Annotated in this window: 22 protein-coding genes; all 22 read left to right on the forward strand. The window is 45.6% G+C overall.

The window, feature by feature from the left end:
- Window positions 1-336 precede the first annotated feature (336 nt).
- Entirely contained in the window at window positions 337-1,620 is a 1,284-nt protein-coding gene (gene rho / locus B5D59_RS04370; RefSeq protein WP_009766225.1) for a transcription termination factor Rho, read from the forward strand.
- Window positions 1,621-2,459: 839 nt separating this feature from the next.
- Window positions 2,460-2,675: a 50S ribosomal protein L31 gene (rpmE, locus tag B5D59_RS04375; protein WP_009766224.1), complete on the forward strand. Its 216-nt coding sequence runs from the start codon at window positions 2,460-2,462 to the stop codon at window positions 2,673-2,675.
- Window positions 2,676-2,885: 210 nt separating this feature from the next.
- Entirely contained in the window at window positions 2,886-3,482 is a 597-nt protein-coding gene (locus tag B5D59_RS04380; protein WP_009766223.1) for a thymidine kinase, read from the forward strand.
- 89 nt (window positions 3,483-3,571) lie between these two features.
- Complete coding sequence (prfA, locus tag B5D59_RS04385) at window positions 3,572-4,648, forward strand: peptide chain release factor 1 (RefSeq protein WP_078817022.1); 1,077 nt, start codon at window positions 3,572-3,574, stop codon at window positions 4,646-4,648.
- Window positions 4,641-5,492: a peptide chain release factor N(5)-glutamine methyltransferase gene (prmC, locus tag B5D59_RS04390; protein ID WP_078817023.1), complete on the forward strand. Its 852-nt coding sequence runs from the start codon at window positions 4,641-4,643 to the stop codon at window positions 5,490-5,492. The genes prfA and prmC overlap by 8 nt, the downstream gene beginning before the upstream one ends.
- Before the next feature lie 46 nt (window positions 5,493-5,538).
- Window positions 5,539-6,105, forward strand: coding sequence for a stage II sporulation protein R (locus B5D59_RS04395; protein ID WP_176132499.1), 567 nt, complete (start codon window positions 5,539-5,541; stop codon window positions 6,103-6,105).
- A 60-nt stretch (window positions 6,106-6,165) separates the two neighbouring features.
- Window positions 6,166-7,197, forward strand: a complete 1,032-nt coding sequence (locus B5D59_RS04400; RefSeq protein ID WP_078817025.1) for an L-threonylcarbamoyladenylate synthase — start codon at window positions 6,166-6,168, stop codon at window positions 7,195-7,197.
- A 72-nt stretch (window positions 7,198-7,269) separates the two neighbouring features.
- Window positions 7,270-7,773 carry a manganese efflux pump gene (locus B5D59_RS04405; RefSeq protein ID WP_078817026.1) on the forward strand — a complete coding sequence of 168 codons (504 nt, stop codon included), beginning with the start codon at window positions 7,270-7,272 and terminating at the stop codon, window positions 7,771-7,773.
- Between the two features lie 56 nt (window positions 7,774-7,829).
- Window positions 7,830-8,276, forward strand: coding sequence for a low molecular weight protein arginine phosphatase (locus tag B5D59_RS04410; protein ID WP_078817027.1), 447 nt, complete (start codon window positions 7,830-7,832; stop codon window positions 8,274-8,276).
- Entirely contained in the window at window positions 8,273-9,571 is a 1,299-nt protein-coding gene (locus B5D59_RS04415) for a methyl-accepting chemotaxis protein (protein WP_078817028.1), read from the forward strand. Before B5D59_RS04410 ends, B5D59_RS04415 begins: the two co-directional genes overlap by 4 nt.
- Window positions 9,572-10,176: 605 nt before the next feature.
- Window positions 10,177-10,617 carry a ribose 5-phosphate isomerase B gene (rpiB, locus tag B5D59_RS04420; RefSeq protein WP_009766213.1) on the forward strand — a complete coding sequence of 147 codons (441 nt, stop codon included), beginning with the start codon at window positions 10,177-10,179 and terminating at the stop codon, window positions 10,615-10,617.
- A gap of 18 nt (window positions 10,618-10,635) precedes the next feature.
- Window positions 10,636-11,181 (forward strand): TIGR01440 family protein, encoded by a 546-nt coding sequence (locus tag B5D59_RS04425; RefSeq protein WP_139365943.1) that lies wholly within the window; start codon window positions 10,636-10,638, stop codon window positions 11,179-11,181.
- A 55-nt stretch (window positions 11,182-11,236) separates the two neighbouring features.
- Window positions 11,237-12,490 carry a serine hydroxymethyltransferase gene (glyA, locus tag B5D59_RS04430; protein WP_078817029.1) on the forward strand — a complete coding sequence of 418 codons (1,254 nt, stop codon included), beginning with the start codon at window positions 11,237-11,239 and terminating at the stop codon, window positions 12,488-12,490.
- Window positions 12,491-12,755: 265 nt separating this feature from the next.
- On the forward strand, window positions 12,756-13,385 hold the full coding sequence (upp, locus tag B5D59_RS04435) for a uracil phosphoribosyltransferase (RefSeq protein ID WP_040758508.1): 630 nt from the start codon (window positions 12,756-12,758) through the stop codon (window positions 13,383-13,385).
- A 15-nt stretch (window positions 13,386-13,400) separates the two neighbouring features.
- Window positions 13,401-14,519 carry a non-hydrolyzing UDP-N-acetylglucosamine 2-epimerase gene (gene wecB / locus B5D59_RS04440; RefSeq protein ID WP_078817030.1) on the forward strand — a complete coding sequence of 373 codons (1,119 nt, stop codon included), beginning with the start codon at window positions 13,401-13,403 and terminating at the stop codon, window positions 14,517-14,519.
- Between the two features lie 1,053 nt (window positions 14,520-15,572).
- Window positions 15,573-15,941 (forward strand): ATP synthase subunit I, encoded by a 369-nt coding sequence (locus B5D59_RS04445; protein WP_078817031.1) that lies wholly within the window; start codon window positions 15,573-15,575, stop codon window positions 15,939-15,941.
- A gap of 32 nt (window positions 15,942-15,973) precedes the next feature.
- Window positions 15,974-16,684 (forward strand): F0F1 ATP synthase subunit A, encoded by a 711-nt coding sequence (gene atpB, locus B5D59_RS04450; protein WP_040758506.1) that lies wholly within the window; start codon window positions 15,974-15,976, stop codon window positions 16,682-16,684.
- A 60-nt stretch (window positions 16,685-16,744) separates the two neighbouring features.
- Window positions 16,745-16,957 (forward strand): F0F1 ATP synthase subunit C, encoded by a 213-nt coding sequence (atpE, locus tag B5D59_RS04455; RefSeq protein WP_009766206.1) that lies wholly within the window; start codon window positions 16,745-16,747, stop codon window positions 16,955-16,957.
- 150 nt (window positions 16,958-17,107) lie between these two features.
- Window positions 17,108-17,659, forward strand: coding sequence for a F0F1 ATP synthase subunit B (gene atpF, locus B5D59_RS04460; RefSeq protein ID WP_139365944.1), 552 nt, complete (start codon window positions 17,108-17,110; stop codon window positions 17,657-17,659).
- Window positions 17,656-18,192, forward strand: a complete 537-nt coding sequence (locus B5D59_RS04465) for a F0F1 ATP synthase subunit delta (RefSeq protein ID WP_078817032.1) — start codon at window positions 17,656-17,658, stop codon at window positions 18,190-18,192. Before atpF ends, B5D59_RS04465 begins: the two co-directional genes overlap by 4 nt.
- 24 nt (window positions 18,193-18,216) lie before the next feature.
- Complete coding sequence (atpA, locus tag B5D59_RS04470) at window positions 18,217-19,728, forward strand: F0F1 ATP synthase subunit alpha (RefSeq protein ID WP_009766203.1); 1,512 nt, start codon at window positions 18,217-18,219, stop codon at window positions 19,726-19,728.
- 43 nt (window positions 19,729-19,771) lie between these two features.
- Entirely contained in the window at window positions 19,772-20,629 is an 858-nt protein-coding gene (gene atpG / locus B5D59_RS04475) for an ATP synthase F1 subunit gamma (RefSeq protein WP_009766202.1), read from the forward strand.
- Window positions 20,630-20,656: the final 27 nt, after the last annotated feature.

Genomic DNA, 20,656 nt, shown 5'->3' on the forward strand with positions numbered 1-20,656 from the left:
ATCAGGTACAATCCGCTTTGTCGAAGGTCGCCACAGCATGAAGAAAAAACCACTTCTCGTTATGCAAGACTAACTCCCTCATTACCCGGCGTCACAGCCGGGTCACTTTTTCCTGAAACTATAAAACCATAATGCACGTAATGAATTATGCCTTGGCATAATGGCGTTCGAATACTCTCTGAACAATAACGAACTCGCATTCATTTCACTATCTATTGAGATGGGAGTTTTCTGCTTAATTCAGATAAAAGGAAAGGAAGCGCACTAAGTATCTTCCTTTCTATTTCTCGCGTCGAAATTTTCTTATACTATAAATGAAGAGTGGTGTACGCATAGATGACAATGATTACCCTTGCAGACCTAGAGAATATGACGCTGAAAGAGCTATATGCACTAGCGAAGGAGTTTAAAATCACGAACTATGGCAAGCTGACAAAGAAAGAATTAATTTTCGCTATTTTGAAATCTCGTGCCGAGCAAGAAGGCTTCTTTTTCATGGAAGGTGTATTGGAGATTATCCAATCAGAAGGATACGGTTTCTTACGACCGATCAACTATTCTTCGAGCTCAGAGGATATATACATATCTGCCTCCCAAATCCGTCGCTTTGATTTGCGTAACGGCGATAAAGTAACAGGGAAAGTCCGTCCGCCAAAAGAGAATGAGCGATACTATGGCTTGCTGCAGGTTGAAGCAGTCAATGGACAAAATCCCGAAGTGGCACGTGAACGTGTTCATTTCCCAGCATTGACCCCATTGTATCCAGAACGCCAAATTCAATTAGAAACGACACAAAGTCGTATATCTACACGTATCATGGACCTCGTATCACCTGTAGGATTCGGCCAACGTGGATTGATCGTCGCACCGCCGAAAGCAGGGAAGACGATGCTGTTGAAAGAAATCGCCAACGCCATCACGACGAATCATCCGGAAGCTGAACTAATCGTCTTGCTGATCGATGAACGCCCGGAGGAAGTAACTGATATTGAGCGTTCTGTCAAAGCCGATGTTGTCAGCTCTACATTTGACGAAGTGCCGGAAAATCATGTCAAAGTGGCTGAACTCGTATTGGAACGTGCAATGCGCTTAGTTGAACATAAACGCGATGTCATCATTTTAATGGACTCCATAACCCGACTGGCTCGTGCATTTAACTTAGTGATCCCGCCGAGCGGACGTACATTGTCCGGAGGGATTGATCCGGCCGCATTCCACCGTCCAAAACGATTCTTCGGTGCAGCACGTAACTTAGAAGAAGGCGGAAGCTTAACAATCCTGGCAACGGCCCTCATCGAAACGGGCTCCCGCATGGACGAAGTCATCTATGAAGAATTTAAAGGAACGGGCAACATGGAGCTTCATCTAGACCGAAGCCTGGCTGAACGCAGAATCTTCCCGGCACTCGACATCCGCCGTTCCGGAACACGGAAAGAGGAGCTGCTCATTCCGAAAGAAAAGTTAGAAAAACTATGGGCTATCCGAAAAACCTTCTCCGACGCTCCGGACTTTGCCGAACGTTTCCTGAAAAAACTTCGTCAATCCGAAAACAACGAAGAATTTTTTGAGAAATTAAATGAAGAAATGAAAGCCCATCGTAAGGGTAAGGGATTGATTTAAGTTAGCGAAGAGTGGTGATAGGAGGTGTGGTCCGTGGATTTGCGCTCTCAGTGGAGGCGAAGTAGTATGTACTCCGGGATTTACGCTCCAGACGGTACGCTTTCCGGAGGGCGTGGCTTGAGCCGCTTCCTTCGCTTCGCTCAGTCCAGGGTCTCAAGGCGCACGCTGATCCTCCCGGAGTCGACCGTCTTCCGCTCCAATCCATAGTTAGTGTGTAGAGACACATAGCAAGCTCCTTGTAGTTGTTTAGATCTGAGAAGGGTTCACACACTCAGAGTACAAAACTGGCATCTTTCATTGACTTAGTTTAAGGTCGTAAGTGATTTTTTGGACAATTAGCCTGCGGGCAATATTTTTTAGTATTAACTTTTAAACTTTGAGCATTATTGTAAGGAAGCATCACTTTATTGCTAATAAATTACAATGAACTAGCCATTATACTTCCCATCAAAAAGTAGGGATTGGAGCGGCGGGTGGCGACTCCGGCGGGATTAGCGCGACAGGTGAGACCCCACAGGAGCGAAGCGACGAGGAGGCTCACCGCGCGCCCCGCGGAAAGCGTCCACCCAGAGCGCAAATCCCGGACATTCACTGATTAATCTTTTATTTTTAAGCATTTATTGGCGCCCTAAAGCCCAATAAAAACCCAAATCAAACAGTTGCGCCGAACACTCGATTTTGCTATACTGTTCAAGTACGGTATTCACCGTGCACTGCATATGCGGCTGACATATACGGGCCGTGTACGGCATCGATCCGTTTTATTGGCAATCGGTCAATAAAACACCCTATAATTCATACTCTGTTCCAGATGGTTCAGGGCGAGAGGAGAGAGACCGATGAAAGCAGGAATTCATCCAGATTACAAACTTGCAAAAGTTGCTTGCTCATGTGGCAATACATTCGAAACAGGTTCTGTAAAAGAGGATATTCGAGTAGAAGTTTGCTCAGAATGTCACCCATTCTACACTGGACGCCAAAAGTTTGCTGCAGCGGACGGCCGTGTCGACCGTTTTAACAAAAAATACGGCATCAAGTCAGAAGGACAAGAGTAATCAAATGCCAGATACCCGTCAGGTGCAGTCGTGCCAGACGGGTATTTTTATAAGTAAAAGCAGAGAACGATCATAAACAGTGGGTAAGCGCTCATAACCCAGGAAAACGCGCTCAAAAGCAAGACCGGTGCGCTTGTAACTTGTGCTTACACGCTCATAACCCTAGCCAAAACACACCATACATAGCACGACACTGAAAGGAGATTGACCATGTACGTTTCAATGCAAGGCGGCTGGATGGAAGTCATCTGCGGCAGTATGTTTTCAGGTAAATCGGAGGAGCTCATTCGCCGGATTCGCCGGGCGGAATTCGCTAAACAGAAAATAGCGGTATTCAAGCCGGCAATCGATGATCGATACAGCGAGGAAGCTGTTGTCAGCCATGACGGCACATCGATGATCGCCAATCCGATAGCGAGAGCCAATGAAATTCCGAATCTCGTCACAGATGATTTCGATGTGGTCGCCATTGACGAAGCACAATTTTTTGATGAAGAAATTCTAGACGTCGCGATCAGTTTAGCCGATCGCGGTTTTCGCGTCATCATCGCCGGGCTCGACCAAGACTTCAGGGGCGAACCGTTCGGGCCAATGCCACGATTGATGGCAGTAGCAGAACTCGTCACAAAACTTCAGGCGGTCTGCACCGTTTGTGGATCTCCGTCAAGTCGGACGCAACGATTGATCGATGGAAATCCTGCCCGATACGATGATCCGATCATTCTCGTTGGCGCGTCGGAAGCCTACGAACCGCGATGCCGCCAACACCATGAAGTCCCAGTCGGTCAAGCGGAGCGCGCAAAATAAAGATAATTCACCGTCTATCCATATGCACGAAAGGATAGGCGGTTCTGCTATATCCTGAAAACCCATACTACAGAAGAGGTGAACGCATTATGTTCGACAGACTGCAAGCAGTAGAAGACCGATATGATCGACTCAATGAACTTCTGAGTGATCCAGAAATTGTGAATGACTTGGAAAAACTTCGAAACTACTCCAAAGAACAGTCCGATTTGCAGGAAACCGTTGAAGTGTACCGAGAATATAAAGAAGTCCAAGCACAATACAAAAATGCGAAAGATATGCTCGAAGAACCACTCGATGACGAAATGAAAGAACTTGTCAAAATGGAAATCGATGAACTGGAAGACCGAATCGAGCCGCTCGAGGAACAGTTGAAGATTTTGCTCGTTCCGAAAGATCCCAATGACAATAAAAGTGTCATTATGGAAATCCGAGGTGCGGCAGGCGGAGATGAAGCCGCTCTATTCGCAAGCAGCCTATACCGTATGTATACTCGCTTTGCTGAGATGAATCACTGGAAAGTGGAAGTGATCGACTCGTCACCAACAGAGCTTGGCGGCTTCAAGGAAATCATTTTCATGATTGACGGCAACGGTGCCTATTCAAAACTGAAGTACGAAAATGGAGCACACCGCGTACAGCGTGTACCGGAAACCGAATCAGGCGGTCGAATTCATACATCCACCGCCACGGTCGCTTGTTTGCCGGAAGCGGAAGAAGTAGAGATTGAAATCCATGACAAAGATGTCCGTACCGATACATTCGCTTCATCTGGACCCGGTGGACAGTCCGTCAACACGACAATGTCTGCAGTCCGGCTTACGCATTTGCCAACAGGCATCACGGTGTCATGTCAGGATGAAAAATCTCAAATTAAAAACAAAGAAAAAGCGATGAAAGTATTGCGTGCACGTGTCTACGATAAATTTATGCAAGAAGCGCGTGCAGAATACGATGAGAAACGTAAATCGGCGGTCGGATCAGGAGATCGCTCAGAGCGTATCCGGACATATAATTTCCCTCAAAACCGAATAACTGATCACCGAATCGGTTTGACGATCCAAAAGCTTGATCAGATCATCGAAGGGAAATTGGATGAAGTGATCGATGCGTTAATAATTGAAGAACAAGCACACCGCTTGGAAAGTTTGGATCAAAATGACTGAAACTATTCTAGAATCTGTACAGCGTGCAAAGCAACTATTGAATGCGAAAGAGCTGGATGTGAATGCAGCTGAGTTGGCGATGCAAGCTGTAACAGGCAAAAGTCGGGCGGGTTATTTTGCCGCACTCCGTGATCAATTACCGGAAGAATCTCGCTCGCTATTTTGGGAGTATATTGAAGAGCTTTTAACAGGCAAACCAATTCAATATATTCTTGAAGAAGAATCATTTTACGGCTATTCCTTCGAAGTGAATGAACGTGTCCTGATCCCTCGGCCTGAAACAGAAGAATTGGTATTCTATGCATTGAGTCGTGCAAGACGGCTGTTTGGAGACAAGGTGATTCAATTTGCAGATATCGGGACAGGAAGTGGGGCGATTGCTGTCGCGTTCAAAAAAGAACGACCCAATGCACAAGTGACCGCGACGGATGTTAGTGAAGAAGCGTTGCAAGTAGCCAAACGTAACGCGCAGCGCAATGACGTAGAAATAACGTTTCGGCAAGGTGACATGGAGGAGCCGCTCATGGGACAAACATGGGATGTCATTCTTTCCAACCCTCCTTATATCGCAGAACATGAAAAAAGCGATATGTCGGCGACGGTATTTGACTTCGAACCGTCTTCCGCTTTATTTGCCGAAGAGGATGGACTGTACTTTTATCGAAGACTAGCAGAACGGTTAGCTCCTTTGATGAATAAACGGGCGCTGATCGGATTTGAAATCGGTTATCAACAAGGTGAAATTGTGCAGCAATTCCTACAGAAAGCCTTCCCTGAAGCCAATGTAGACATCGTGCAAGATATTAATAAAAAAGATCGAATGATATTTTGTGAGATTCAGTGAATAAAACATCTTCCTTCGGGTCATGATAGATTCAGGAGGGGATGACATGTTACAAGATTACACGATTAAAAAACAACCGACAAAAACTTCAAAATTAATTGCTTCTATAGAATTTATACTCGTGCTGTTAGCGATTCAAGGGGTACTGTTATTATTCAATCAAGAGGTACCAACAAGTGAAGTAGCTCAATTTCGTATTCTAGCAAACTCAAATACCGCTGAGGATCAACGGATAAAACAAGAAGTACAGAAAAAGATTGCACCACTACTCGATCAGGCGATCAGTCAGTCAACGACGCAACAACAGTTGCATGACAGGCTTCAACATTTGGAACCTACGATCGAACAACTTGCTGGAGAATATGCAAATGGTTCAGCTGTAACATTTGAACACAAAGCTGCACTTATTCCGCCGAAGAGAATTGGTTTTGCGATTCAGCAGCAGGACGTTTATGATGCCTATATTTTGAAAATCGGCAAAGGAAAAGGGGATAATTGGTGGTGTGCACTATTCCCCAAAGTCTGTTATCCAGAGGAAGCGACAGTAACTGAAACAGAAGAAGAGCCTGTTAAGTTCTTCGTCTGGGAGTGGATAAAATCATGGTTTTCGTAAAACTATTCACAGATTTTGTGGATAAATTGAATGAAATGTGTATAAGAGGGGGTTGGACAGATGGAAACAATACTAAACTCAGTGGATAACCTCGTGGATAACGAAAAAACATATGAACAAGCTGTGGATATCCTGAAATCAGGAGGTCTTGTTGCATTCCCTACTGAAACAGTATATGGATTGGGAGCTGTTGCTACGGACGAACAAGCTGTGCGGAAAATCTTTGAGGCGAAGGGAAGACCTGCCGATAATCCGCTCATCGTACATATCGGAAGAAAGTCAGACATGGAGCGCTTTGTTGCGGAAGTGCCTGAAGTAGCAGAACAATTAATAAAAGCTTTCTGGCCTGGTCCGCTGACATTGGTAATGGAGAAGAAGCCGGGAGTCATCGCGGAAACCGTCACGGCAGGCATGGCGACAGTGGCGATTCGTATGCCGGATCATCCTGTGGCACTGCAATTATTGAAAAAACTTGGACTTCCACTCGCTGCACCGAGTGCGAACCGCAGCGGTAAACCTAGCCCGACAGAGGCGGAGCACGTATACCACGATTTATTTGGTAGGATTCCACTCATCTTAGACGGTGGTGCGACAGGTATTGGTGTAGAATCCACAGTACTGGACGTCACCGTCACACCACCCGTCATTTTGCGTCCGGGCGGCATCGTCAAAGAACAACTGGAAGCTTTGATCGGAACAGTTCATTTGGCGTCAAAATCAGAAGATGAAACAGAAACACCGCGCGCTCCTGGAATGAAATATACCCATTATGCACCGGAAGCGCCTTTATACGTCATCGAATCGGACGCTTCAAAATTAGAGGATGCACTCGACAGTATTCATCGTCAAGGTAAACGGGCTGCCGTCATCGGGCCAGACGAGTTGCACACGGCAAAAGCGGATTGGTACTTTACAACGGGTGCACTCGACAGCAGTGAAGCAATGGCTGCGCATCTGTACAAGGCGATTCGTCAATGTGACAACACCGAAGCGGACATCATCTTGGCGATCGAAACCGACCAAGCAGGTATAGGGGCAGCTGTCATGAATCGATTGGATAAAGCCTCCGACGGCAAACGATATTTCGAATAAAACAAAAGACGAATAGCCCCCTGAAGCAGACGCATAAGATGGATAGATGCGAACTGTAAGGGGGCTTACTCATTGATTGAAATCATAGCGGCCGTCGTTACGACGATTGATATCCTCATCGTCTACACAATTCTTCAATTGCGGCGCGGAAGATTCATGATCGCGCTATGGACTACCTTTTTGAATATGCTATTGCCGCTAGTCGGGTTTTATATGGGCGAGTGGACTGTCCACTTCTTTGCAGGATGGGGTCCCCTACTTTCGGGTGTCCTAATTGGACTAGTCGGTCTCCATATGTTACTTGATGACGGAGAACAGCCTTCAGTAATGGATAAAATCTCGCCTTTTTTCTTGGCATTGCTCGTCAGTATCGATGCCTTCACTGTCAGTGTGACATTTGGCATGATGCAATTGAATAAGTGGCTATTCATTTTTGTGTCAGGTTTCTTTTCATTCGTCTTTTCTATTGTCGCATTGTTATCCACAGGGCGTATTAAATTGATCAATGGAACCTATATTAGACGCATTACTGGAATTGTTTTCATTATTATAGGTGTAATGTCCTTTATCTTTTAACAATTAGTGTTTCTTTTCTCTCATAAATCCGTTATTATTTATAGTAGGTGAGGAAAATGAATATTTATTTTATTTGCACAGGTAATACATGTAGAAGTCCTTTAGCGGAAGCTCTGTTGAATAATGAAAAGTTGCCGGGCGTCACGGCAAAATCTGCAGGCATCCACTCAATGGATGGACTGCCGATTTCCGTGAATTCCGCTCAATTGCTGAAGGAAGCCGGAATTCCGTACAGTAAATTTTCAAATGAACTCAAGTTCTCTGAAATGCAGTGGGCTGACCTCGTCCTGACAATGACAGTTGGCCACAGGGATTTCCTGCACAGCAGCTATCCCGAAATGAAGGAAAAGATTTTCACATTAAAGGAGTATGTAGGGGAGAAGAATGGTTTTGACGTCCATGATCCATATGGTGGCGACTTAGCGACATACCGTACAACGTTCATGGAACTAACAGAACTTATTAAAGCGGTAACCCGAAAGCTCTCGGAGGGAAATTTATGACGGAAACAAGAACAAGGAAAGTGGGTCTGCGAAAAAAGTTTGTCTATTTTATCGTCATTCTCGCAGTCATCACTTATTCAACGAGTGCGGTGTTCATTAATTGGGTACAACCGACATTCTTCCCCAATGTAAAGCCATTTGTATTTCAACTGATTACATATGCTCTTGGCGTTTTATGGTCAGGTATTTTGGCGGCATTATTCAGTGTGATTTTAACGAAACCATTGCAGCGATTGGAAACAGCTGCGATGAGAGTAGCAGATGGGAAGATTGGGCACGATATCGAACTGTCAAATTCATCTGATGAAATTCATTCAGTCGCGAAGGCATTCCGACAAGTCGTTGTGAACTTGCGGAGCATCATCGAACAAATCGAATCAAACTTTCAAACGACTGTTCAATCAGTAGACGCGTTGACGAAAGAGACAAGCTCAGCATCCGGTCAATCGGACGCCATCGCCCGTACAATTGGAGAAATTTCCAATGGGGCAGAATCGACAGCAAGCGCAATCCAGGAAACGGTCGGAGCAATTGAAGATGTTCGTCAATTGGCTATGGAAGTCAACAGTCGGGCGGGCCAATCTTCGGAGCACTCCAAAGCGATGCTGCAAGAACTCCACACGACCACAGATGTATTCCAATCGGTGTTGGCGGGTATCCATCAAATGACGGAGCAGAGCGAACATTCATTGGAAACAATCCAAGTGCTGGATGAAAATGCACATAAAATTGGAGAAATCGTCGAACTTGTCGGTAACATCGCAGGACAAACGAACTTATTGGCGCTCAATGCATCTATCGAAGCGGCACGTGCAGGAGAACACGGAAAAGGCTTCGCTGTCGTGGCGGAAGAAGTACGTAACTTAGCCGACGAAAGCGCAAATGCTGTACAAATGATCTCCACACTTGTTCAAAGTATCCAAGCAGACGTCAAAAAAGTCGTTTCCGAAATGAAGCAACAAGTCGACACAGCTTCAGCCGAAGCAAAACGCGCAACGAAAACAAACGAAAACGTACAATCCATGACCGAAACAATCCACACGATGGCAGCCTCGGTCGTAGAAATCAGTGAAATCGTCAGTCAGCAAATGCAAAAAATCGAACTAACAGCCAAACAATCCATGGAAGTCGCCTCCATTGCAGAAGCTACTTCAGCGGGCGCGGAAGAAGTACGAGCCGCCACAGAGGAACAAGTCGCTTCCATAGAACAAACTGACGCCAAAGCGATGGAACTTAAAGTACAATCCGAAGAACTCTACAAAGTAATCCGCAAATTCGATCGCTCGGTTGATTGATGGATTAATAGGTGGACAGGCTACTATGAAGTCAGGAATTATTGACTATTCATAGGGGCCTGTTTTTTTATTCAGGGGGTATGCGAAACGGGTGGAAAGGTTCGGTGTCCGACTTGTTTGGTGCGGATGAGACAAGGATTGGTTCGGTGCAGTGCTGTTAACGTGCGGTCCAAAAGGTTTTTGGTTCGTTCTGGCAATGCTTTGGTGCGGTGCTGTGCAATTTTGGTTCATTACTCGGCTTCTCTTGTCTGGATGCAAAAGTTAAAGTATTGATGTAGCATTTACTTCATCACCTAGCTTTGTTTATAATATACGATTCCCTATTCAATGGGCTAAACTAGTTGATTGTAGCGGAAGATGGGCGACTCACCCGCGCCCCGCGGAAAGCGTCCCATCTGTAGCGGAAATCAACGGTAGCAAACCCGTCACCCTAATTCGAAAACACACGGACGTTAATCGTCTTTAAGTTGATAAATATTCGTGTTTTTGACGAATCTCCCTAATTCAGACATGAAAACCTCAAAAATAATGCAGTAAAACCGATGATTTTTTTATTGAACAGTGGTAGAATAAGCGATAAGTAAAAATAGAAATGAGGGTGCGCAGTGAAAGTTGCAATTTCTTCAGACCATGGAGGCAACCAACTCCGAAATGAAATCACCAATCTATTGACCGAACTCGACATAGAATTTGTCGACTACGGACCAGATTCCGGCGCTTCCGTCGACTACCCGGACTACGCAGTACCAGTAGCCAACGACGTAGCAGCAGGAAAAGCCGACCGCGGAATCTTGATTTGCGGGACTGGCATCGGCATGTCGATTGCAGCGAACAAAGTAAAAGGCATCCGCTGTGCACTCGTACATGACGTCTTTAGTGCAAAAGCAACACGAGAACATAACGACTCCAACATTCTTGCGATGGGCGAGCGTGTCATCGGGCCTGGTCTTGCGCGCGAAATCGTCAGCACTTGGCTTGGAACTGAATTCGAAGGCGGTCGTCATGAACGCCGTATTGATAAAATGATGGACTTGGAAAAGCAATAATGAAAGTGGGTGGAACATGTGGATGCGATTGAATTATGGAAATTGCAACTCGAACAGGCATTGACTGAGTTTGCGGAACAAGCGCCACCTGCAGCTAATACGATTTTCGTCGTTGGCTGCTCCACGTCTGAGGTAGCAGGTGCGCGGATCGGTACGAACGGCGCGCTGGAGATTGGTGAAGCATTATTCGCACCGCTTCGGAAATTTGCAGACCAGCATCAGATTCATTTAGCATTTCAAGGCTGCGAGCATATTAATCGCGCTGTCACAATTGAACGCAAGACAGCCCAACAGTTTCAATTGGAACCTGTTTCTGTCATACCGGTCGTCAATGCGGGCGGCTCCATGTCTGCGTACGTCTATCAGCAATTCAAAGATCCGGTAGTAGTGGAGTCCGTACAGGCAAACGCCGGTATTGACATCGGCCAAACCTTGATAGGCATGCAATTGAAACCTGTCGTCGTGCCGATTCGCACATCCATTAAACAAGTCGGTGAAGCAATCATCACACTGGCCACGACACGACCGAAATTGATCGGCGGAAGTCGTGCGCAATACGAATGAAATGTGTACAATACAAGATAGCATACAAAACATCAGAAAAAGGGGATACTAACCAATGGACTTAAGCAATGTACAACGCGATGACTCGGCTGTTTTTGAAGCGATCATGGCTGAAAAGAACCGTCAAAATTCCAACATCGAACTAATCGCATCAGAAAACTTCGTTACACAGGCAGTCATGGAAGCACAAGGATCATATTTGACGAATAAATATGCAGAAGGCTATCCGGGACGCCGTTATTACGGTGGCTGTGAACATGTCGACGTTGTGGAAAATATCGCACGCGACCGCCTGAAAGAGTTATTCGGTGCAGCCTATGCAAACGTGCAGCCTCACTCAGGTGCACAAGCAAATATGGCAGTCTACTTTACAGCACTAGAGCCGGGCGATACAGTGCTTGGAATGAACTTATCCCATGGCGGTCACTTGACGCACGGTTCACCTGTAAACTTCTCTGGTATTCTATACAACTTCGTAGAATACGGTGTAAGTAAAGAAGACGAAAAAATCGACTATGAAGACGTTCGTCAAAAAGCGCTTGAGCATAAACCGAAAATGATCGTAGCTGGTGCGAGTGCGTATCCGCAGGAAATCGACTTCGCAAAGTTCCGTGAAATCGCGGATGAAGTCGGCGCATATTTGATGGTCGATATGGCGCATATCGCAGGCCTTGTTGCAGTAGGCGAGCACCCGAATCCAGTGCCACACGCACATTTCGTAACGTCCACAACGCATAAAACATTGCGTGGACCACGTGGCGGTTTGATTTTATTGAACGAAGAATTCGCGGAAGAATTTGGCCGCAAAATCGACAAAACGGTATTCCCTGGCGTTCAAGGCGGTCCATTGATGCACGTTATCGCTGCAAAAGCTGTTGCATTCAAAGAGGCGCTAGAGCCGGAATTCAAAACATACATCCAACAAGTGAAGAAAAATGCGAAGGCATTGGCAGAGCAATTTAACAAGGAAGGTATTGATGTAGTTTCAGGCGGCACGGACAATCACATCGTACTTGTGAAGTTGAAATCACTTGGTTTAACAGGAAAAGTTGCTGAGCATGTATTGGACGAAGTTGGCATTACAGTGAATAAAAACACAGTGCCTTTCGATACAGAAGGACCATTCGTCACTTCAGGTATCCGCATCGGTACGCCTGCTGTCACAACACGTGGATTCAAAGAGGAAGACATGCAAGAAGTCGGCCGCATCATTGCGAATCTATTGAAAAACCACGAAGATGAAACTGCAAAAGCCGAAGCACGCAAAGCAGTAACAGCTCTTACAGATCAACATCCTTTATACGCATAAAAATCAAGCGTCTGACCATTGTGTCAGGCGCTTTTTGGAGTGTAAAATGTCTATGTATGATCACTTAGACGGTGTGTATGAGCGAGAGTAGGGATTTTATGATCGAGAATCGATAGTTTATGAGCGGCAATACGTCTTATACGAGCACGTGAAAGATTTTATGAGCGCGCTGCAAAAGTCTGAATCTAAAAACATCTGACATATCTGCGCCTATCGCATGATTTCTGTTATAATGTACAAGATATTCCGAAAAGGAGCGAAACCAATGGCAAAAGTACATGTATTTGATCACCCATTAATTCAGCACAAACTGACGTTTATTCGAAAAGCAGATACAGGCACGAAAGAATTCCGTGAATTAGTCGATGAAGTATCGACGCTAATGGCATTCGAGATCACACGTGAGCTGCCGCTTACAGAAATCAACATCCAAACGCCGGTATGCGAAGCAACTTCCAAAGTATTGGCAGGTAAGAAATTAGGAGTCGTTCCAATCCTGCGTGCAGGAATCGGAATGGTAGAAGGGATCTTGAAATTAATTCCGGCTGCTAAGGTAGGACATGTTGGTCTTTATCGGGACCCAGAGACGCTAAAACCAGTGGAGTACTATGTGAAATTGCCTTCTGACGTATCAGAACGCGAATTCATCGTAGTGGACCCGATGCTCGCAACAGGCGGCACAGCGATTGAAGCGATCAATTCATTGAAAAAGCGCGGTGCGGTTAATATTAAGTTCATGTGTTTGGTCGCGGCTCCTGAAGGCGTCGAATTACTGACTAAAGAGCACCCTGACGTTGATGTCTATATCGCGGCTTTGGATGAAAAGTTGAACGATAAAGGGTATATCGTGCCTGGACTTGGTGACGCAGGTGACCGTTTATTCGGCACGAAATAATGGAGGGAACATTCATTGACTAAAAAGTGGAAAGTGATGACGATTTTCGGCACAAGACCGGAAGCGATTAAAATGGCGCCGCTAGTTCTAGAACTAGAAAAGTATCCCGATCAAATCGAATCCATCGTTACTGTCACTGCCCAGCATCGGCAAATGCTCGATCAGGTGCTGGAAACATTCAAAATCAAGCCGAATTATGATTTGAATATTATGAAGGACCGGCAAACTCTAATCGACGTGGCGACACGTGGTTTAGAAGGTCTCGACAAAATTATGAAAGAATCCAAGCCCGATATCGTGCTCGTTCACGGAGACACGGCGACGACATTCATCGGCAGTTTGGCTGCATTTTACAATCAAATCGCTGTTGGTCACGTTGAAGCGGGATTGCGTACGTGGAATAAATATTCTCCATATCCGGAAGAAATGAACCGCCAATTGACAGGCGTCATCGCCGACTTACATTTCGCACCGACTGAAAAATCAGCACAAAACTTGCTGAATGAAGGCAAAAATGAAGAACGCATTTTCATCACAGGCAACACAGCGATCGATGCACTTCAGACAACGGTCGATCCGGATTATCATCATCCGATTTTCGATCGACTCGGCGACGACCGTTTGATCTTGCTGACAGCACATCGCCGGGAAAACCTCGGAGAACCGATGCGCAACATGTTCCGCGCGATTAACCGTCTGCTCGACAAGTATGATGACATTCAAGTGATCTATCCTGTGCATATGAACCCGGCCGTGCGTGAAGTGGCGGATGAACTGCTGGGGAACAACGAACGGGTGCACTTGATTGAGCCGCTAGAAGTGCTGGATTTCCACAACTTTGCTGCGCGTTCGCATATCATTCTTACGGACTCCGGCGGTATTCAAGAAGAAGCACCTTCCCTCGGAAAACCGGTCATCGTCCTGCGAGACACGACCGAACGCCCAGAAGGCATCGAAGCAGGAACGTTACGCTTGGCTGGAACAGATGAAGAAACCATCTTCGAGCTAACCGACACGCTCTTATCAGACCATGCCGAGTACGAAGCAATGTCTAAAGCCTACAATCCATACGGCGACGGCCACGCATCCGAACGCATCGTCGAATCTTTATTGAAATATTTATCTTCATTATAAGAAACATAAACCCAGCAGAAGGAGAATCTTTTGCTGGGTTTTTCGTAAAAGGGGAAAGGAGACTTGGGGTTGTGGTCCGGGATTTGCGCTCCAGACGGTACGCTTTCCGGAGGGCGTGGCCTTGAGCCTCTCCTCGTTCGCTACGCTTCCTGCGGGGTCTCAAGACGCACGCTAATCCCCCAGGAGTCGACCGTCTTCCGCTCCAATCCTTAGTTCGCTTGCAGAATCATATAGCGTACTTTTTATAGTTATTTAAAATCTGAGAAGACTAGCCATTGTCAGAGTACAAAACGGGCATCTCCCTTTGACTAAATTCAAGTGCATTAAACGAACTCACGGACAATAAGCCTTTAGGCAATGCTATTTATCATTCGCTTTTGAACTTTGGTCACTATCTTAAGGAAGCATCACTTTATTGCTTAAAAATTACAGTGAACTAACCATTATACTTCCTGTTTAAAAGTAGGGATTGGAGCGGCGGGTGGCGACTCCGGCGGGATTAGCGCGACAGGTGAGACCCTGGACTGAGCGAAGCGAAGGAAGCGGCTCACCGCGCGCCCCGCGGAAAGCGTCCACCCAGAGCGCAAATCCCCGGACCGCCTAGCTAAGTCACCAACCCTCTTTCAACCAAGCAAAAAAAGCAACAAAAACTTTATAAACAAATATGTCGAATGTTTGACAATGCGAACACTTTGTGAATAATTTATCTTGAATCAATTGACATAAAAAAACCCCTATTGTATGCTAACAAAGGGTAAGATTGATAAGGAACTCATACATATCTTAGGTAAAGAAATGATGTTTTCGAGCTTTCTAGTCTTTCCACCATGAACGCCTGCTAGCCTCTTTGACTGCGTTATGCAAAGCAACGCTACCTGGTGAACAAAAAGGCGTTTCACTTACAATTTCCAGATTCCAATGCAAGGAATCTATGTCGTAAAAGAATGATGGAAACGACAAAGTCTAATCACGTTCGACACTTGTCGAAAAAACTACTGAGCACTTCACCAAAACCACTTGGAATCCAAATACGAAATAGGAGAATCACCGACAATGCAAAGTATGCAGGAAATTTTCAATCGGCAAAAGAAGAGCTTCTTTTTTTTGCTTGCATTGTTTGGGCTCGGCTGGTTCTTTTTGGACTACCGGACAATCTTCGCGGGACTCATCTTAGGTTCATCTTTCGGAATGTACAACTTTTGGATTTTGGTGCGGCGGATGGAACGATTTGATCGGGCCATTACCGAAGAAAAGCGTGCGAAGTCATTAGGGATGGGCTTACGTTTTGCATCAGGTGTAGCGGCGGCAGCCATTGCACTTTCTCTGCCGGAAGAGTTTGATTTGATCAGCACGGTAATCGGGTTAATGGTACCTTATGTATTGCTGTTCACTGATCGTCTGCTGTTCCATGGGAAGCATTGACACTTTACTAGCAAGGGGAGGTGAACAAAAACGTGAATCATGAAAATCCACAGTTTGTTTTATTCGGAATTGGGTTTAACCCTTCGAATATATTGATGCTGTTTGTGACGTGTCTGGTCGTTTTCTTGATTGCAGTAGCATCCACTCGGCGGCTTCAAATGAAACCAACGGGCATGCAAAACTTCATGGAATGGGTCATGGACTTTGTCAAAGGCATCATTAAAAATAACATGGACTGGAAAACGGGAGGACGCTTCCACGTACTAGGGATCACCTTAATCATGTTTGTCTTCGTGGCGAATATGCTCGGATTGCCATTCGCAATCGTCTGGGACGATCAACTTTGGTGGAAATCTCCGACAGCCGATCCAGTTATCACGTTAACCCTCGCTTCTACAGTTGTTGCGTTAACGCATTTCTATGGCGTCAGACAGCTTGGACTTGGTGGGTATCTTAAAACATACGTCCAGCCGATTCCTTTCTTGGCACCACTGAAAATCATTGAGGAATTCGCAAATACGTTGACACTCGGTCTTCGTCTTTACGGTAACATCTTTGCAGGTGAGATCTTGATCGGTCTTCTTGCGACACTCGGTGCAGGAAGCGTCTTCGGTTTAGTCGGAGCTGTGATCCCGGCACTTGCATGGCTAGGTTTCTCCGTGTTCATCGGAGCGATCCAAGCATTTATCTTTGTTATGTTAACGATGGTCTATATGGCTCACAAAGTCAGCACGGACCACTAAACATAGAAATACCCTATTTAGGGAAACCAAAACTATACAAATATTAGGAGGAAATACACTATGGGTTTATTGGCAGCAGCACTAGCAGTTGGTCTAGGTGCACTTGGCGCAGGTATCGGTAACGGTTTGATCGTTTCTAAGACAGTTGAAGGGATCGCTCGTCAACCAGAAGCACGCGGCGTTCTTCAAACAACAATGTTCATCGGGGTTGCATTGGTTGAGGCACTTCCAATCATCGCAACAGTTATCGCGTTTATCGTAATGAACAAATAATTTTCGAATTATATGGCGAAGCACGTAGTATAGGTCTTCGCCATTGCTTTATGTGGATAAATAGTTGAAACATCTGAACATAGAATAATTTTGCCAATCAGGCAGAAGACTGAAACGAAAGAGTCATGAGCTCTTGAAGGGAGTGAAACAATCGTGTTGGATACCTTCGTCCTCTTATCAGCAAACGCTGACGCAGGATTTTTAGCAAGTTTGAACCAGCGACTCAATTTAGGTGACATCATCGTCACTGTCGTATTTTTCACGATTCTCATGGTACTTCTCAAGAAGTTCGCATGGGGTCCGTTAATGGGCATAATGGATCAACGGGCGCAATTAATCGCTACGGAGATCGAACAAGCCGAAAAAAGCCGTCAAGAATCTGCAAAGCTTCTTGAAGAGCAACGTGCTCTATTGAAAGAAGCACGCGACAATGCACAATCTATCGTCGAAAACGCTAAGAAACAAGGTGATACTCAACGTGAAGAGCTGATTACGGCTGCACGCGCTGAAGTAAGCCGAATGAAAGAAGCTGCTACTCTCGAAATCGCTACAGAAAAAGAGAAAGCAGTGGCTGCAGTTCGCGAAGAATTCGTATCTCTATCTATTTTGGCTGCGTCTAAAGTTCTTGGAAAAGAAATTTCCGAAGACGATAACCGCGCATTGATCGAAGAAACGATTGTGAAGGCAGGCGAAGGGCGATGAGCCAATCGGTAATCGCAAAACGTTATGCCGTTGCATTGTTTGATGCTGCACAGGAAAAACAACAAGCTCTTGCTGTGCAAACAGATTTAAAAGAGCTGAAGAAGATTTTTGAAGGGGAAAAGGAATTGAGTGAGATGCTAATTTCTCCAAAATTCTCGATCCAAAAGAAGAAACAATTAATTGGGCAATTTTTCAGTGAAGCAAATCCGCTCGTATTGAACACACTATATGTTCTAATCGACGCGGGGCGTATTGGAGAAGTACTGAACGTTATCGAAGATTACCAGGACATTGCAAATGAAGCATCCGGTGTCGCCGAAGCAAAAGTATACTCTACACGTCAATTGACGGTTGAAGAGAGCAATGCGATTTCCACTGCCTTTGCACATAAGGTCGGGAAGCAATCATTGCATATCGAAAACTTGATTGACCCAAGCCTAATCGGAGGCATCCGCCTTCAGATCGGCAACCAAATTTATGACAGCAGCATCAGCGCAAAGCTGGCGCGTCTTGAACGTCAATTAATCAATTAATTTGAATTAAGAGGGGTGACATACATGGGCATCAAAGCTGAGGAAATTAGCGGTCTGATTAAACAGCAGATCGAAAATTATCAGTCTGAAATGGAAGTAAGTGAAGTAGGTACTGTAATCCGTGTAGGTGACGGTATCGCACTTGCTCATGGCCTCGACAATGTCATGGCGGGAGAGCTTCTTGAGTTCTCTACCGGCGTAATGGGTCTGGCACAAAACTTGGAAGCGAACAACGTAGGTATCGTTATCCTCGGGCCATACACAGACATTAAAGAAGGCGATGAAGTACGTCGCACAGGACGTATTATGGAAGTACCAGTCGGAGAAGAATTGATCGGCCGTGTCGTCAATTCACTTGGACAACCAGTTGACGGACTAGGTCCTATCAACACAACAAAAACACGCCCTATCGAAAGCCCTGCACAAGGGGTTATGGCGCGTAAATCTGTTCATGAACCGTTACAAACAGGAATCAAAGCGATCGATGCGCTTGTTCCGATCGGCCGTGGACAGCGTGAATTGATCATCGGTGACCGTCAAACAGGTAAAACAACTGTTGCGATCGATGCGATTCTAAACCAAGCAGACCAAGACATGATCTGTATTTATGTAGCGATTGGACAAAAAGAATCCACTGTTCGTGGCGTAGTAGAAACATTGCGTAAAAACGGTGCTCTTGACTACACAATCGTTGTAACAGCATCTGCATCAAGCCCGGCGCCAATGCTTTATTTGGCACCATATACAGGTATTTCAATGGCAGAAGAATTCATGTTCGCAGGCAAGCACGTACTGATTGTTTATGATGACCTATCTAAACAAGCAGCAGCTTACCGTGAACTTTCCTTGCTACTTCGTCGTCCTCCAGGTCGTGAAGCTTATCCAGGGGATGTCTTCTACCTACACAGCCGCCTGTTAGAGCGTGCTGCGAAATTGAACGACTCTTTAGGAGCAGGTTCAATCACTGCACTACCATTCGTTGAAACTCAAGCAGGAGATATCTCTGCTTATATTCCAACAAACGTAATTTCCATCACGGACGGACAAATCTTCCTTCAATCCGACCTCTTCTTCTCAGGCGTACGCCCTGCAATCAACGCAGGTCTTTCCGTATCCCGAGTTGGTGGTTCGGCGCAAATTAAAGCGATGAAGAAAGTTGCCGGTACACTTCGTTTGGATCTTGCTGCATTCCGTGAGTTAGAAGCATTCTCACAATTCGGTTCGGATCTTGATCCGTCTACAAGAGCGAAACTGGACCGCGGTCAGCGTACAGTTGAAATCTTGAAGCAGGACTTGAACAAACCATTGAAAGTCGAATACCAAGTTATCAGTCTATATGCACTGACACGCGGTTACCTCGACGATATTCCAGTAAAAGACGTACTGCGTTTTGAAAGTGAAATCACTAGCTGGTTAGAATCAAACCACACGGAAGTTTACGATCACATCCGTACAACAAAAGATCTTCCAGCGGACGACGTAATGAGCGCAGCGTTCAACGAATTCAAGAAAAACTTTGTGACTTCTGAAGCGTAATTTTTCTCTTGATGGATCTTAAAATAAAGGTGGTGAATAGCCAGTGGCGTCCTTACGCGAAATAGAAAGCCGTATTGCTTCAACGAAAAAGACGAGTCAAATCACGAAAGCGATGCAAATGGTCTCTGCTTCCAAACTGAACCGTGCTGAAATGAACGCTAAGAAATTCGTTCCCTACATGGACAAAGTGGAAGAAGTGGTCGGTGCCATTGCATCCGTAACGAAAGATTCCGGGCATCCTCTTTTAACTGCACGTCCCGTTAAGAAAACTGCGTACATCGTAGTGACTTCTGACCGTGGACTCGTAGGTGGATACAACGCGCACATTTTCCGTGCCGTAACCCGCGCAATCGAACAACGCCACAAGTCAAAAGACGAAGTGGTCATTATTGCGATTGGTCGAAAAGGCTATGAATTCTTCAGTCGTCTTGGATTCAAGATTGAAGAAAGTCTGATCGGGCTTTCGGATCACCCTCGTTTTGAAGAAGTAAAAGATATCGCGAATCGGGCTGTTGGCATGTTCACAGAAGGCGTTTATGATGAAGTGTATTTATACTACAACCACTTCATCTCCGCCATCTCCAACGAAGCAACTGAACGTAAATTGCTTCCACTCACAGATATTTCATCCGTATCTGCAACTTCATCTTATGAGTTCGAGCCTTCTGCTGAAGCGATACTCGAAACCCTTCTCCCGCAATACACGGAGAGCCTCATTTATGGAGCAGTACTGGATGGAAAAGCGAGCGAACATGCTTCCAGTATGACAGCGATGAAGACGGCGACAGACAATGCGTCTGAACTAATCGATTCGTTAACATTACAATTTAACCGTGCACGTCAAGCAGCGATCACTCAGGAAATCACAGAAATCGTAGCCGGCGTAGCAGCACTTGAATAAAAGATTTGAAGGAAAGTAAGACAGGAG

This window comes from Sporosarcina newyorkensis, assembly GCF_900167515.1.
Taxonomy (GTDB): domain Bacteria; phylum Bacillota; class Bacilli; order Bacillales_A; family Planococcaceae; genus Sporosarcina; species Sporosarcina newyorkensis.